Genomic DNA, 16350 nt, shown 5'->3' on the forward strand with positions numbered 1-16350 from the left:
TGAGATGGAGAGACAGTTATTCATAAACGGAGAAGTGATCACGGCAAACGGAAACGATGATATCGCTGAAGCGGTCGCTGTGGAAGACGGGAAAATTATTGTCGTCGGCTCGACAAGCGACATACTAAAGCTGAGAAAGGACGGGGCATCCGTCACAGACCTGGCGGGCAGGACGCTCATGCCCGGAATTATCGAGTCCCATATCCATACGACGATGTACGGAGCCAATGTTCTCTCGGTATCGTGCAAGGATCCCGCCGTCCGGACGATTGACGATCTGCTCGAACGCCTGAAAGAGCAGGCAGGCCGCGTACCGGAAGGGCAGTGGGTCCGGGCATGGGGCTTTAATGAGACGTCGATTGAAGACCGACGATTCCCGACAAAGGAAGAGTTGGACCGCGTGACCGACAAGCACCCGGTTATGGTCGTGCGCGCCTGCGGGCATATTTCGGCAGTCAACAGCAGGGCGCTTGAAATCGGCGGTCTGGACAATGACTCCCCGGATCCAGAGGGCGGTTCCCTCGGAAGAACACCGAAAGGGGAACTGGACGGGCGGCTTATCGAAACCGCCCATATGGATCTCTACCAGCTGGCGGCCCATACCCGGGATGAGATTCGAGAAGCCCACCGGGTCGCTTCCGAACATTTTGCTGAGTATGGAATCACCGCCATACATGACGCGACCGGCTATGGCATCGAGAACGTCGAAGCGCTCCGTGAAGATGCCGAGGGCGGCGTCATCTCCCAGCGGGTGTACGCAATGGTGGGTGCCCTGAACAAACCGGACGAAGTGGTGAAGCATTATCTTTCCCGTGACATCCGGACCGGCGATGGCAATGAACGCTTCAAATATGGACCCGTCAAAGTCTTCCTCGACGGATCCAGCAGCGGCCCGACGGTCTGGACAACGGAGCCGTACACGAGCGACCCTGAAAATTATGGTGTCCATTATCTCTCCCAAGATGAACTGGACGAGCTCTTCATTCCCGCACATGAGAAGGGATGGCAGCTGACTGCCCACGCCCAGGGCGATGCGGCCATCGACCAGCTTCTCAACACGATCGACAAGGCGTTGGCCCTGCATCCGAGGGAAGATTCCCGCCACCGGATCGAGCACGCCGGCCTTGCCAGGAAAGACCAGGTCGACCGGATGAAGCAGCTTGGGGCCGTCCCGACTCCGAACCCGGCATTCTTTCATGAGTACGGGGACGGCTATGTGAAAAACTATGGAAAGCGGGCGGAGGGGATGTATCCGCTGGCCAGCTACCGGGATGCCGGTGTCACCGCTACACTGACCGCCGACTGCCCAGTGACTGACTTTAATCCATTCCGCGGCATCCACAGTGCCATGACAAGAAGATCCCCGTCCGGAAAAGTCGTCGGCGGGGCGGAATGCATCGGCTTGTTGGAAGCGATCCGTTGCTGTACGATCAACGCGGCGTACAGCGGATTCAGCGAGACGGAGACCGGCTCCATCGAACCGGGGAAGTTTGCAGACCTTACCATCCTCGACCGCTCCCTCATCAATGCTGATGTGGAAGAGATTCCGGAAATCCGAGTTGACCGCACCGTCATCGGCGGAGAAACGGTGTTTGAGCGGGCAAAGGCAGTGGTGCAGCCGTGAGCCGGGTCCGAGAATTGAAAGGATTGACTGCATCGGGCTCTCCCTATGAAATCGGCCGTACACACGGCTCGGAAGGAAAAGAAGAAATACACAATAGTCTTTCCACCTATGAGTCCCTGTTCAAAGGGTACGCGGGCCTGACATGGAAGCAGGCGTGCGAGAAGGCACTCCTGCACGAAAGCGCGATTGAACGCTTCCGGCCTCAATATATCGAGGAGATGCGGGGAGTTGCGGACGGGGCCGGAGTGACCTACGAGGATATCTTAAGCTTGAATGCCCGCAGTGAAATTGCACTGACCGCCATTCCCGATGGATGCACGTCATTTGCGGTGGAAGTCGGCGGAAACACGTTCCTGGGCCAGAACTGGGACTGGAAAGAGAGCCAGAGCAGTTCGTTGTTAAGGCTTGAGATCCGCCAGACGGGAAAGCCGGATATTCAAATGGTGACCGAAGGCGGCATCATCGGGAAGATCGGAAGCAACAGTGCGGGGGTCGGCGTCTGTCTCAACGCCTTGCTCTCCCGCTCGTGGAGTCCGGACATTCCGATCCATCTTGGCCTTCGTGCGGTGCTCGAATCTGAAAGTTTTTCCGGGGCAGTTGAAGTTGTCACGAAAAACCGGATGGCCTCCCCTGCCCATTTTCTCATCGCCTCGGGAGACGGTCAGATGGCGGGGATGGAAGTATCCCCGGTCGGCACGGCGGCAATCGAAATGGAAGATCGAATGGTCGTTCATACGAACCATCTTTGTGATCCTGTTTTGAAGGACCGGATCAATGACACGGTGAAGCCGGACTCGCCGATCCGGCTTGAACGGATCGGAAAGCTGATCGGCGAGATGAAAAAAGACGGGGATATTGATGACTTCTTCTCCATTCTTTCCGATCATCACAACTACCCGGATTCCATCTGCCGGCACTCAAACCCGGCTCATGCGCCGCATGAACAGATGGAAACGATCTTCAGTATCGTCATGAACCTTTCAAAACGGGACCAGGAAGTCCGGTTGGGGACGCCCTGCAAGGCAAAAACCGGTTTAGCGACAAGCTAAACCGGCATTTGCCGTGAAGGAAGAACAGAGAGAGCTTGTTTTCTGTATAATTAGTAAACAAGCAAGCAATCAAGTGTAAAAAGTGGGGGAGGACATCATGGAAAATAAAAAAGAAACAGACTGGCGGTTCAAGGTCGCGAACCGGGAGGCGCTCATCGGCTGTGCACTCGCGCTGGCGAACTTCATCTGGTGGTTCGGCTTCGCCTACGGGATGGGGTCGCGTCCCGTGGAAGAGTACAAGTACATAATGGGCCTGCCGGACTGGTTTTTCATCAGCTGTGTGCTCGGGTTCCTCCTGATCACCGTCGCGGTCATCATCGTCGTGAAGTTTTTCTTCACCGAAGTGCCGTTTGAGGAAGAGGAGGAGATCCGATGAACTGGGAAGTCATTATTCCGCTGCTTGTGTTCCTCGTCATCATTTTCATCATCGGCATCTGGTCGAGCCGCAAGGGGGCGCAGGTCGAAGAGGGCGGGTTCCTGAAAGACTACTTCCTCGGCGGCCGCGAGCTCGGCGGGTTCGTGCTTGCGATGACGATGGTCGCGACGTACGGCAGTGCTTCAAGTTTCCTCGGCGGTCCGGGGACGGCTTACACGATGGGCTTCGGCTGGGTGCTGCTCGCGATGAGCCAGGTCGTGACCGGCTACTTCGTCCTCATGATCCTCGGGAAGAAGTTCGCGATCATGGCGCGGCGCTATGATGCGCTGACGCTCGTCGATTTCCTGAAGGCCCGGTATAAAAGCGCGCCGGTCGTCATCCTGTCGGCCGCGGCGATCATCATCTTCCTGTTCTCCGCGATGGCGGCGCAGTGGATCGGGGGAGCCCGCCTCGTCGAATCGCTCACCGGGATGAGCTATCACACGGCGCTGTTCATCTTCGCCGTCTCGGTGCTCGTCTACGTGACGATCGGCGGATTCCGGGCGGTCGCCGTGACGGACGCCGTCCAGGGGGCCGTCATGGTCGTCGGGACGCTCGTCCTGCTTATCGGCGTCATCATCGCGGGCGGCGGCGTGTCGAACATCATCGGCGATCTCATCAATGAAAACCCGAACCTCGTCACGCCGTTCGGCTCGGACGGCGGCCTGTCGAAGGCATACGTATCGTCGTTCTGGATCCTCGTCGGCGTCGGGGTCGTAGGGCTGCCGCAGATCGCGGTCCGCTCGATGTCATACAAAAACTCCCGCTCGATGCACCGCGCGCTCATCATCGGAACGGTCGTCACGGGCGTGATCATGCTGAACATGCACTTGATCGGCGTGTTCGCCCGTCCGATCCTGCCGGGCATCGACGTCGGCGACAAAGTCATCCCGCTCATCTCGATGGAAGTGCTGCCGGCGTGGCTTGCGGGCATCGTGCTCGCCGCCCCGATGGCCGCCATCATGTCGACGGTCGACTCGCTGCTCATCTTGGTTTCGTCGACCGTCGTGAAAGACGTCTACCTGAACTACATCAAGCCGGACGCATCGATCAAGGCGATCAAGCGGGCGAGCTTCGGCGTGACGGCCGTGCTCGGCGTCATCGTCTACATCTTGGCGCTCGACCCGCCTGACCTGCTCATCTTCCTGAATCTGTTCGCGTTCGGCGGACTGGAAGCGGCGTTCATCTGGCCGATCGTCCTCGGACTCTACTGGAAATACGCCAATAAATACGGCGCGATCGCCTCCATGATCGCCGGCATCGGCAGCTACATCGCGATCCATTTCTACAACGAAGCGAACGGCAACCTGTTCGGCGTGCATACAGTCACACTGCCGGTCGTCTTGTCGCTCGTCGCGTTTATCGTCTTCAGCCTGCTCATGAAACAGGAAGCGTATGACTATGACCGCATCGGGAAAGGGGAAATTGCATGAAAACAGATATCCAGCATCCATCGTACCAGCGGGACCGCGAAGCGGTGATCCAACTCACCCAGGAGCTCGTCCGGATCGATAGCGTGTACCGCGGGGAAGAAGTGCCGGGGGCGAATGAAGAAAAAGTCGCCCATTACGTGGCGGACAGGCTTCGTTCATATGGCATCGAGACCCATGTCGAAGAAGTCGCCCCGGGAAGGCCGAACGTCATCGGCATCGTCGATTCCGGCAAGCCGGGGCCCGTGCTCCTGTTTGAAGGACATACCGATGTCGTCACGGAAGGAAACCGCGAAGCATGGACACACGACCCGTTCGGTGCAGAGATCATCGACGGGCGCATGTACGGCCGCGGCACGAACGACACGAAAGGCAATCTGTCGTGCATGATCACGGCGGTTCATTCGCTGCTTCAGGACGAGGAGGAGATTTGCGGCAAGATCATCCTCTGCATCCCGTGCGACGAGGAAGGCCTCATGATCGGCATCAAAGATTTCATCAAGAAAGGCTGGGCGGACGGCGTCGACGGCGCGATCATCTGCGAGCCGGAGGAAAACAACGTCTGCATCGCCCAGCGCGGCGCGATGCGCATCCAGGTCGACATCTACGGCAAGATGGCCCACGGCGCGATCTCCTGGAGCGGCATCAACCCGAACTGGCGGATGGCCCGGCTCATCGTCGAGCTCGAGAAACTCGAGAAGGAAGAACAGGAGCGGCTCGGTGAAGACCCGTATCTGAAATGGCCGTCGATCACACCGACGATCCTGCAGGCGCCCGTCAAAGGCGACGCGCAGATCAACGTCATCCCGGACCACTGCCGGATGACGCTCGACATCCGGACGGTGCCCGCGCAGGACCACGGAGAGCTCCGCAGCAAGATCGACCGGATCATCGAGAAGCTGAAGGCCGATGACCCTGACTTCAACTGCGAACTCACCCTGCTCGACGACCGCCCGCCGACCGCGACGGACAAAGACGAGCCGGTCGTCCGGGCGATCTGGGAAGCCGTCAAGCAGGTCACCGGCAAAGAACCGATCTACAACGGTGTCCCGGGCGCAACCGACGGGACATTCCTCCACGTCCACGGCGTCCCGATCGTCACGATCGGCGCCGGCGACCGGGACATCCCGCACCAGATCGACGAATACGTCGACATCGAGGAACTCGCCGAGACGACCGCGATCTACCGCGACGCGGCGCTCCGCTTCCTGAACGGGGAGGTGCGCAAGGATGGCTGACTATAAAATCGCGGTCATCGCAGGTGATGGCATCGGACCGGAAGTGATGGGAGAGGCGCTGCAAGTTTTGCGGGCGGCAGAAGAGTCGGAAGGATTCTCGCTCCAGATCGAGGAATTCCCGTGGAACTCGGAGTACTGGCTGGAGCACGGACGCATGATGCCCGAAGACGGACTGGAACAGCTGCGCTCGTTTGACGCGATTCTGTTCGGCGCAATCGGGGATTCAAGGGTGCCAGATGACATCACGATCTGGGAACTCATCATGCCGATCCGCAAAGGGTTCCATCAATATGTGAACTTCCGGCCGGTCAAATCGCTGCCGGGCATCCCGACGCCGCTCGCAAACGGCGCCGGCATCGACTTCGTCATCTTCCGGGAAAACGCGGAAGGCGAATACTCCGACAGCGGCGGCCGGCTGTACGCCGGGCAGGAAGGCGAAATGGCCATCCAGAACACAATCATGACCCGCGCCGGCATCGAGCGCATCACAAGGGCCGCCTGCCGGTATGCAAAAGAGAACGGCCGGACGAAAATCACGAGCGCGACCAAGTCGAACGCCGTGATCCATGCGAATAAACTATGGGACGAGCATGTGCAACGGGTCGTGTCGGATGAGTTCGCTGACCTGGAATTCGAGCAGTACTACGTCGACGCGCTCGCCGCTTACTTCGTCCAGCGGCCGCAGTCGTTTGACGTCGTGCTCGCCTCGAACCTGTTCGGCGACATCCTGTCCGACCTCGGCTCCGGACTCGTCGGCGGGCTCGGCCTCTCGCCGTCCGGCAACATCAACCCGGAAAAAGACTATCCGTCGATGTTCGAGCCCGTCCACGGATCAGCGCCGGACATCGCCGGACAAGGCATCGCCAACCCGGTCGCGCAAATCTGGTCCGCAGCGCTCATGCTCGAGCATCTCGGCGAAAAGCGGGCGGCCGAGCGGATCGTGGCCGCGATCGAAGAAGTGCTCGCGGAAGGGAAAGTGAGAACCCGCGACATCGGCGGGGAAGCATCGACGAGCGAGATGGGCGGCGCGATACTCGAAGCATTCAATAAGCAGGAAAGTGCGGTGACGGAAGGATGAGCGGCATGCGGATGGAAGGAAAAACAGTGATCGTCACGGGTGCAGGCGGCGGCATGGGACAGGCCATCGTCCAAAAGCTGCTCGATGAAGGGGCAGCGGTCGGCGGCATCGACCTGAAAAGAGAAGCGATGGACAAACTGAGCCACGACCGGTTCACGGCGTTCGCCGCGGATATTCTCGATGAAGAAGCGATCGCCGGCGTGTTCCATGACATGCATGAAAAAACAGGCCGGATCGACGGGCTCGTCGGCGCGGCAGGCATCGCACAGGCCGCCGCCCCTATCACGGACGTGTCGCTGGAACAATGGCACCGGCTGATCAACATCAACGCGACGAGCCTGTTCATCACCTCCCGTGAAGCGGCACGCTATATGAAGCCCGCCGGGAAAGGCTCGATTATCACGATCGGCTCCGTCTCGGCCACGCGACCGCGACCCGGCCTGCAGGCGTACATCGCGTCCAAAGGAGCGGCCGAAAGCTTTACAAGGGGGCTCGCCATTGAACTCGCGGAAGCAGGCGTCCGCGTGAACACGATCCACCCGGGACCGGCGGACACGGGCATGCTGAGCCAGTTCACCGCAGAAGGCGCCGACTCCGAAGAGACACGCAAGGAAATCTTCGAAAGCAGCGTCCCGCTCGGCCGGCTCATCCAGCCGGACGACATCGCGGGCGGCGTGCTGTATCTGCTGTCGGACGATGCCTCGATGGTGACCGGCACGACGCTGCATATTGATGGTGGCCGGGGACTGTAAAAGCAAGCGCGCCTTCAGGGGAGGGCGCGTTTTTCATACATACACGAAAGGGGACGAGTGAAATGAAGAAGATTCAAATGCTGATCGGCGGCCGGTGGGTTGGGGGAGAGGGAGACGAATGGCTTCCGGTGTATGATCCGTCCGACGGCACGCAAATCGCTGAGATCATCAATGGAACCGACGCCCAAGTGGACGAAGCGGTGCGCGCGGCGGAGTCTGCTTTTGAAAGCGAAGAGTGGCGGGCGTGGAAACCGCATGAGCGGGGGAACCTGCTCATCGAGCTCGCCCGCCACATCCGGGAAAATGCCGAGCACTTCGCAGAACTTGAATGCCGGGACGTCGGCAAGCCGCTCACACAGGCACGGGCAGATGCAGAAGCGGCCGCCCGCTATTTCGAGTTTTACGGCGGAGCGGCCGACAAGGTCATGGGCGACACGATCCCGATCGAGGACGGCCTGCTCAATGCCACCGTGCTTGAGCCGGCCGGCGTGACCGCCCACATCATCCCGTGGAACTATCCGCTGCAGATCATCGCACGCAGCGTCGGCGCGGCGATTGCAACCGGCAACGCCGTCGTCGTGAAAAGTGCGGAAGACACGCCGATGTCCGCCCATGCGCTGACGGAATGGTTCGCGGACTGCGGGCTTCCGGTGGGAATATTTAACCATGTGACGGGACTCGGTGCCGGAGCGGGCGCGGCACTTTCCGCCCACCCAAACATCAACCATGTCACGTTCACCGGCTCGGTCGGGACCGGCATTGCAGTCATGCAGGCAGCGGCCAGGAATGTCGTGCCGGTCACGCTCGAACTCGGCGGCAAGTCTCCGAACATCGTCTTTGCGGATGCGGACGAAGAGAAGGCACTCGACGGCGTCGTCCGGGCGATCATCCAGAACGCCGGCCAGACGTGCTCGGCCGGATCCCGGCTACTCGTTGAGGAAAATTATAAAGAAGAGTTCCTCGGCAAGCTGAAAGAACAATTTGATGCACTCGAAGTCGGACGCGGCATGGATGACAAAGACATCGGCCCGATCCTCAACAAGCGCCAGTTCGACGGCATCATGCGGCGCATCAATGAAGCAAAAAAACAAGGCAAACTGATCGCTGGTGGAGAAGAAGTGAAAGTCGACGGTGCGGACGGCGGCCACTACATCGCCCCGACAATCATCGACGGGCTCGATCACAGCTGCGACGTCGCCCAGGAAGAAATCTTCGGCCCGGTGCTCTCGGTCTTCACATTCCAGACCCCGCAGGAAGCGATCGACCTCGCCAACTCCACCGACTACGGACTCGTCGCCGGCGTCTGGACCAAAGAAATCGACATCGCCCACACCCTCGCCGCCCGCATCAAAGNCGCCCGCTATTTCGAGTTTTACGGCGGAGCGGCCGACAAGGTCATGGGCGACACGATCCCGATCGAGGACGGCCTGCTCAATGCCACCGTGCTTGAGCCGGCCGGCGTGACCGCCCACATCATCCCGTGGAACTATCCGCTGCAGATCATCGCACGCAGCGTCGGCGCGGCGATTGCAACCGGCAACGCCGTCGTCGTGAAAAGTGCGGAAGACACGCCGATGTCCGCCCATGCGCTGACGGAATGGTTCGCGGACTGCGGGCTTCCGGTGGGAATATTTAACCATGTGACGGGACTCGGTGCCGGAGCGGGCGCGGCACTTTCCGCCCACCCAAACATCAACCATGTCACGTTCACCGGCTCGGTCGGGACCGGCATTGCAGTCATGCAGGCAGCGGCCAGGAATGTCGTGCCGGTCACGCTCGAACTCGGCGGCAAGTCTCCGAACATCGTCTTTGCGGATGCGGACGAAGAGAAGGCACTCGACGGCGTCGTCCGGGCGATCATCCAGAACGCCGGCCAGACGTGCTCGGCCGGATCCCGGCTACTCGTTGAGGAAAATTATAAAGAAGAGTTCCTCGGCAAGCTGAAAGAACAATTTGATGCACTCGAAGTCGGACGCGGCATGGATGACAAAGACATCGGCCCGATCCTCAACAAGCGCCAGTTCGACGGCATCATGCGGCGCATCAATGAAGCAAAAAAACAAGGCAAACTGATCGCTGGTGGAGAAGAAGTGAAAGTCGACGGTGCGGACGGCGGCCACTACATCGCCCCGACAATCATCGACGGGCTCGATCACAGCTGCGACGTCGCCCAGGAAGAAATCTTCGGCCCGGTGCTCTCGGTCTTCACATTCCAGACCCCGCAGGAAGCGATCGACCTCGCCAACTCCACCGACTACGGACTCGTCGCCGGCGTCTGGACCAAAGAAATCGACATCGCCCACACCCTCGCCGCCCGCATCAAAGCCGGCCAAGTCTTCATCAACAACTACGGCGCCGGCGGGGGAATTCAGATGCCGTTCGGCGGATACAAAAAGAGCGGGATTGGGAGAGAGAAAGGGTTTATTGCGCTGAGGAATTATGTGCAAGTGAAGAATATTGCGGTGAAGTTTGGGGTTTGATAAGGTGAACCGTACTTAAGTGAGGATGAAACTGAAAGGGACATCAATGTGGCCCTTGTCTGTTTTTTCACTGTATTAATTTTTATTTAAGGGCGCCAAATCAACATTCTTATTATTAGCATAGCTTGTCATCTTAGGGTAAGACTATTAATGCTATTTGAAGAAGAGCAAACTAAAGCACCTTACCAAACGAGAACGAGACTTTTCTATCACGTTGAAAGGAATGCTATATAATTGGAAAGGCCGGATTTAATAAACACCAAAACTAGTCGGAGAAGAGACGGATTCTCACTCTCACCAAGTAGTTCAATGATAAAACTCTTATTCTTACTATGTCCAAAGCTTTAATTTTCTAGGATTAACAGCTACAGCCGTATATAATTAAATAAAAAAGGGGGGGTATTATGTCGACGGTCTATCATGCGAAATACTTTGCACATGAATTAACTAGACAATCGTCAAAAGAAGGAGTGGAAAAGCTATCAAGGTCGTTATTTGATGCTTCCGTAGATCTAAATCCCCACCAAATTGAAGCGGCTCTTTTTGCTTTTCGCTCTCCGTTATCAAAAGGTGTAGTGCTAGCCGATGAAGTAGGACTTGGTAAGACAATAGAAGCAGGGCTAGTATTGTGCCAAAAATGGGCAGAACGTAAGCGTAGTCTTTTAATTATATGCCCCGCTTCATTACGCAAACAATGGAGCATGGAGCTCTACGAAAAGTTTAATTTACCAAGTGTAATACTAGAGGCAAAATCATTTAATGACTATATCCGCAAAGGAAAAAGTAATCCATTCGAACAAGATGCAGTAATAATAACTTCTTTTCAATTTGCTAATCGTAAAAGGAGTGAACTGCGGCTTGTTCCTTGGGATATAACTGTAATAGATGAGGCACATAAGCTAAGAAATGTCTACCTCAAAAGCAACAAAATGGGAAAGGGTATAAATTGGGCGCTAGAAGATCGAAAAAAAATACTTTTAACTGCCACTCCACTGCAAAATTCATTATTAGAACTTTTTGGTTTGTCTACGCTAATAGATGACCATATTTTTGGTGATATAGGCTCCTTTCGTTCACAATATATGAATAGTAAGGCCCAGTTGGCGGATTTAAAAGAACGTCTAAGTACCTTTGTTCATCGTACTCTCCGTTCACAAGTTCTAGAATACATAAAATATACAGAGAGAATACCAATAACATTCCCATTTAAACCGTCAGAAGATGAACAAGCACTCTATAAAGGTGTTTCAAACTTTTTGTTAAAAGAGGATACCTATGCAATACCAAATAGCCAAAAGGTGTTAACAACGCTTATCATTCGAAAATTACTAGCATCATCTTCTCAAGCTCTTGCTGGAACCTTACAGACCATTAAGGAGCGTTTAGAAGCAATGCTTGAGGAACAGGATTTAAAAGATGATTGGCTAGAGGAAATTATAGATTATGATGAGATGGAAAATGATTTATTAGATGAGAAAGAAATGGAAGATGAAGCGGAAGAAGATGTTATTTCCGATAAGTCGATAGATGTTGAAAAATTAAAAGAGGAAATAAATGAGGTTAATCGTTTATTAACTTCAGCCAGGTCTATACGAATAGATAGTAAATCAAGATCATTAATTAAGGCTCTGCGGACAGGGTTTAACCAAATGAGTAAAATGGGTGCTAAAAATAGAGCACTTATTTTTACCGAATCTCGTCGTACACAACAATATTTAAAAGATTTCTTAGAAGCTAATGGTTATGCAGGAAAGATAGTTCTATTTAACGGAACGAATAATGATGAGGAATCAAAAAACATTTATAAACGTTGGTTAGATAAATACGAAAATACGGATAAAATAAGTGGATCTAAGACATCAGATAAGAGGGCTGCGTTGGTTGAACATTTTCGGGATGATGCCGAGATTATGATTGCAACAGAGTCTGCTGCAGAAGGCGTCAATTTGCAATTTTGCTCTTTAGTAATTAATTATGATCTTCCGTGGAATCCGCAACGGATTGAGCAACGAATAGGGAGATGTCATCGTTATGGTCAAAAGCATGATGTTGTAGTAATTAACTTTTTAAATGAGCGAAACGAAGCAGACCAAAGAGTATATGAGCTGCTAAATGAAAAGTTTAATCTATTTACAGGTGTGTTAGGAGCATCTGATGAGGTGTTAGGTAGTGTAGAATCAGGAGTTGACTTTGAAAAACGTATCTTATCAATTTATCAGCAGTGTCGTACAACGGAGGAAATAGAATTTGCATTTAATGAGCTTCAAGAGGAATTAGAAGAGCAAATACAAACAAAAATGATAGATACAAGACAAGCAATATTAGAACATTTTGATTCTGACGTACACTTTAGATTAAAGATAAATTTGGAAGACACTAAATATCAGCTTGATCGTGTGAGTAAAATGTTTTGGGCACTGACCAGGGTTATTCTAAATGATAAAGCACAATTCAATGATGAAGAATTAAGTTTTACTTTAATGAAAGAACCTACCAATCTTGAAGTGTACAAAGGTCAGTATGAACTAATTTCGAAAGAGAAAAAGGAAACAAGTGCAAATCTATATAGACTCTCCCATCCATTAGGTGAATATGTTATTAAATCTGCTAAGATGCTATCAACTCCACAAAGTGAAATTGTATTTGATATTACAAATCATCCCGTACGGATATCTGTTATTGAGTCACTAAAAGGACAAAGCGGTTACTTAATACTTACGAAATTAACAATAGATTCATATGAAAAGGAAGAGTACCTACTTTTTAATGGAATAACTGATGAAAATCAACAAATTGACCAGGAAATATGTGAAAAGTTATTTCAATGCACAGGAAATGAGGAACATTCAACACAGTGGTCTAATGAAAGGCAGCAATCTTTGATTAAAGATGCAAATCGACATGTACAAGCTACCATTAGTCAATCACTTGAAAATAATAATAGATACTTCCATGAAGAAAGAGAACGGTTAGAACGATGGGCAGATGATATGATATTAGCATCGGAAAAAGAATTGCAAGAAACTAAAGCTAAACTTAAAGAAGCTAAGAGACGAGCAAGAATGGCCAAATCAACAGAAGAACAGCATCAAATTCAAAAGGAAATTAAGAGCTTAGAGCGCACTCAACGAAAACAAAGACAACGCATTTTTGAAGTAGAAGATGAAATAATGGATAAACGTGACGATTTAATTGACGAGCTTGAGGAGAGAATGGTACAGAAAACCGAAAAAGAAGAGTTATTTACGGTTCGATGGAAAGTAATCTAAGGAGGAAGAGCAATGGCAACAACGCAGCAAAAGAAGTTTATTGATTTGCTAGAAGAGATATTTCAGTTTGACCAAGCAGATTTAGATTTTGGTATATACCGAATCATGAACCAAAAAAGAGAAGAGGTAACGAATTTTTTAAATAATGAATTGTTACCACAAGTTAAGAAAGCATTTGACAAGTATAGGAACGCTGATGTAGAAGCGGTTAAGCAACAAATGGAAGAGTTAGAACAAAAACTAAATGAAATGGGAGTAGCAAAAGACAGCTCGGTGAAATACTTAACATTAAAGGAAAGAATTAACAAAGACGTTGACATAATGGCCCTAGAAAATGAGGTTTTTTCAGATTTAACGAATTTTTTCCGCCGTTATTATTATGAAGGTGATTTCCTTTCTTTACGTAGATATAAAAAATACATATATGCTATCCCATATGAAGGCGAAGAGGTGAAGTTACACTGGGCTAACGCTGATCAATATTATGTGAAAACATCAGAGTATTTTCGTAGTTACACATTTAACCTTCCTTCTGGAAAAGCAGTGCATTTCAACCTAATAGAAGCGAATACGGAAAGAAATAATAATAAGGCACAAGAAGGAAAAGAACGCCGATTTATATTGTTTGAGGAAGAACCAATAAAAGAGGAGGATGAAGAATTATATATTCAGTTTGAGTATAGGCCGCCAGAAGGGAAACAAAATCAAAAGCAACTAAATGAGAATGCACTAGAGTATTTATTTTCCCTAACCGAGTACAATGATTGGTTAAGAGAATTAAAAAAACTTGCTCCAACTGAAAAGAATAAGAAACGAACAATTTTAGAAAAATATTTAAATGATTATACATCACGTAATACATTTGACTACTTTATTCACAAAGAACTAGGTAAATTCTTACGAAGGGAACTAGATTTTTTCATTAAAAATGAGGTAATGCATTTAGATGATGTTGACACAGAAAATGAAAGAGGATTTGAACAGTATCTTTCTAAAGTAAAAGTTATAAAGTCAATAGGAAATAAGATTATTTCATTTCTAGAACAGATTGAAGACTTTCAAAAACGGTTATGGCTGAAGAAGAAGTTTGTTGTTGAAACAAATTACTGCATTACTATAGATAGAATTCCAAAAGAGTTTTATAAAGAAATTATTGAAAATAAGGATCAAGTTGATGAATGGATAAAGCTATTTAATATAGATGAAATAGAAAGTTTTACCAATCCTGTTACTACTGAATTTCTAAAAGAAAATCAGAATCTAATTCTTGACACTAAGTTTTTTGATACAAAATTTAAAGAAAATTTATTATCTAACTTTGATGACATTGACCACGACACTAATGGTCTTTTAATTCATAGTGAGAATTTCCAAGCACTTAATCTTATTCAAGAGAAGTATTCAAATAAAATCAAATGTGTATATATTGATCCGCCGTATAACTCACCTTCAAGTGAGATATTGTACAAAAATAATTATAAACACTCGACTTGGCTAACTCTGATGGAAAACAGGCTAAACTTGAGCAAATACTTATCAACAAGAGATGGTTCTACAGTAGTTGCAATAGATAAATATGAGCACAATGGACTTTTTGCTTTATTAAGCCAGCTTCATCCTAATTCGGATATAGCTTCAGTATCAATTGAACATAATAAAAAAGGTACACAGGGTGACCATTTTTCATATTCAAATGAATACGCCATATTCACAATGCCAAATGAACTTAAGTCTTTAAATAGAGTGGAGATTCCTGAGGATGAATGGGAGTTTTCAAATCTTAGAAATTGGGGTGGTGAGTCTTTGAGAGAAGATGCTGCCAATTGTTTTTACCCAGTATATGTTAAGGATAATGAAATAATTGGGTTTGGTGAAGTAAGTGAAGATGATTTTCACCCTAGTTCCTCTAATTTAATAAGTAAGGATGGAGTAATCGAAATTTATCCAATTGACGATGAGGGGATAGAAAGGAAATGGAGATATGCAAGACAAACCGTAGAAGACATTAAAAAATATTTAAAGGTAGACAAATCAAGAAAAGGTAATCTACAGGTTAAACTTGCTAAGGCAACAGAACAATATAAAACTATGTGGTATTCTTCAAAATATAATGCTGGTGATTATGGAACAAAGGTATTAAGTGCCCTGGGACTAGGAAAAAACTTTGACTATCCAAAATCAATTTATACAGTTAGAGATTGTATATTCGCAGTATCCGACAAAAATGATATTGTATTAGATTATTTTGCTGGTTCTGGTACAACTGGTCATGCAACAATCAATCTCAACAGAGAAGATGGAGGAGATAGAAAATACATTCTGGTTGAAATGGGTGAGTACTTTAATACGGTTACAAAACCACGTGTTCAAAAAGTTATTTATTCCGAGGATTGGAAGGATGGTAAACCAGTTTCACGGAGAGGCTCCAGTCATATCTTTAAATATATAGAATTAGAAACCTATGAAGATACACTGAACAATATAAAATTTAATCGTACACCAGAGCAGCAAGCTGCAATGGAAGAGATTATGTCTACTGATGCACGTGAGGATTATTTACTTTCTTATATGCTGGATGTTGAAGCTGAGGGTAGTCCATCACTATTAACTATTGAGGCTTTTAATAATCCGTTTGAGTATAAAATGAAAATTATGGAAGGCGCGGAAATTAAATCTAAGAAAATTGACTTGGTAGAAACATTTAATTATTTGATTGGGATACATGTTAAAACAATCGATATGATTAACGGGGTCAAAGTGATCACTGGTGTTCTTCGGAACGGAGAAGAAGTACTGATTCTTTGGAGAAATATAGATGAGGTACCCAATGAACAACTAGAGGATTTCTTTAAAAAACAAGGATATAGTACCCGTGATACTGAATTTGACCGTATTTATGTTAATGGTGATAACCACTTAGAAAACTTAAAATTAGCAGTCGATAGATGGAAAGTAGTACTTATTGAGGAAGAGTTTAAACGTTTAATGTTTGATGTATGATGATAGGAGGTGAGA

10 protein-coding genes are annotated in these 16350 nt (G+C 49.7%); all 10 read left to right on the forward strand.

The window, feature by feature from the left end:
- Positions 1-4: 4 nt before the first annotated feature.
- Positions 5-1624, forward strand: a complete 1620-nt coding sequence (locus BN1189_RS06125; RefSeq protein ID WP_040226557.1) for an amidohydrolase — start codon at positions 5-7, stop codon at positions 1622-1624.
- Positions 1625-1638: 14 nt separating this feature from the next.
- Positions 1639-2673, forward strand: coding sequence for a C45 family autoproteolytic acyltransferase/hydolase (locus BN1189_RS06130; protein ID WP_040226629.1), 1035 nt, complete (start codon positions 1639-1641; stop codon positions 2671-2673).
- Between the two features lie 97 nt (positions 2674-2770).
- On the forward strand, positions 2771-3049 hold the full coding sequence (locus BN1189_RS06135; protein WP_040226558.1) for a YhdT family protein: 279 nt from the start codon (positions 2771-2773) through the stop codon (positions 3047-3049).
- Complete coding sequence (panF, locus tag BN1189_RS06140; RefSeq protein WP_040226559.1) at positions 3046-4521, forward strand: sodium/pantothenate symporter; 1476 nt, start codon at positions 3046-3048, stop codon at positions 4519-4521. The genes BN1189_RS06135 and panF overlap by 4 nt, the downstream gene beginning before the upstream one ends.
- A complete protein-coding gene (locus BN1189_RS06145; protein ID WP_040226561.1) occupies positions 4518-5756 on the forward strand; it encodes a M20 family metallopeptidase in 1239 nt (412 codons plus the stop codon). Before panF ends, BN1189_RS06145 begins: the two co-directional genes overlap by 4 nt.
- The gene (locus BN1189_RS06150) at positions 5749-6834 is read left to right on the forward strand and encodes a tartrate dehydrogenase (protein WP_040226563.1); all 1086 of its coding nucleotides are present in this window, start codon (positions 5749-5751) and stop codon (positions 6832-6834) included. The genes BN1189_RS06145 and BN1189_RS06150 overlap by 8 nt, the downstream gene beginning before the upstream one ends.
- A gap of 5 nt (positions 6835-6839) precedes the next feature.
- Complete coding sequence (locus tag BN1189_RS06155; protein ID WP_040226565.1) at positions 6840-7586, forward strand: SDR family NAD(P)-dependent oxidoreductase; 747 nt, start codon at positions 6840-6842, stop codon at positions 7584-7586.
- 77 nt (positions 7587-7663) lie between these two features.
- Positions 7664-10066: an aldehyde dehydrogenase family protein gene (locus BN1189_RS06160; RefSeq protein WP_441296264.1), complete on the forward strand. Its 2403-nt coding sequence runs from the start codon at positions 7664-7666 to the stop codon at positions 10064-10066.
- A gap of 404 nt (positions 10067-10470) precedes the next feature.
- The gene (locus BN1189_RS06165) at positions 10471-13335 is read left to right on the forward strand and encodes an SNF2-related protein (protein WP_040226568.1); all 2865 of its coding nucleotides are present in this window, start codon (positions 10471-10473) and stop codon (positions 13333-13335) included.
- Positions 13336-13347: 12 nt separating this feature from the next.
- The gene (locus BN1189_RS06170) at positions 13348-16335 is read left to right on the forward strand and encodes a site-specific DNA-methyltransferase (RefSeq protein ID WP_052455677.1); all 2988 of its coding nucleotides are present in this window, start codon (positions 13348-13350) and stop codon (positions 16333-16335) included.
- Positions 16336-16350 lie beyond the last annotated feature (15 nt).

It is taken from the genome of Bhargavaea cecembensis (genome assembly GCF_000826125.2).
Classification (GTDB): Bacteria; Bacillota; Bacilli; order Bacillales_A; family Planococcaceae; genus Bhargavaea; species Bhargavaea cecembensis_B.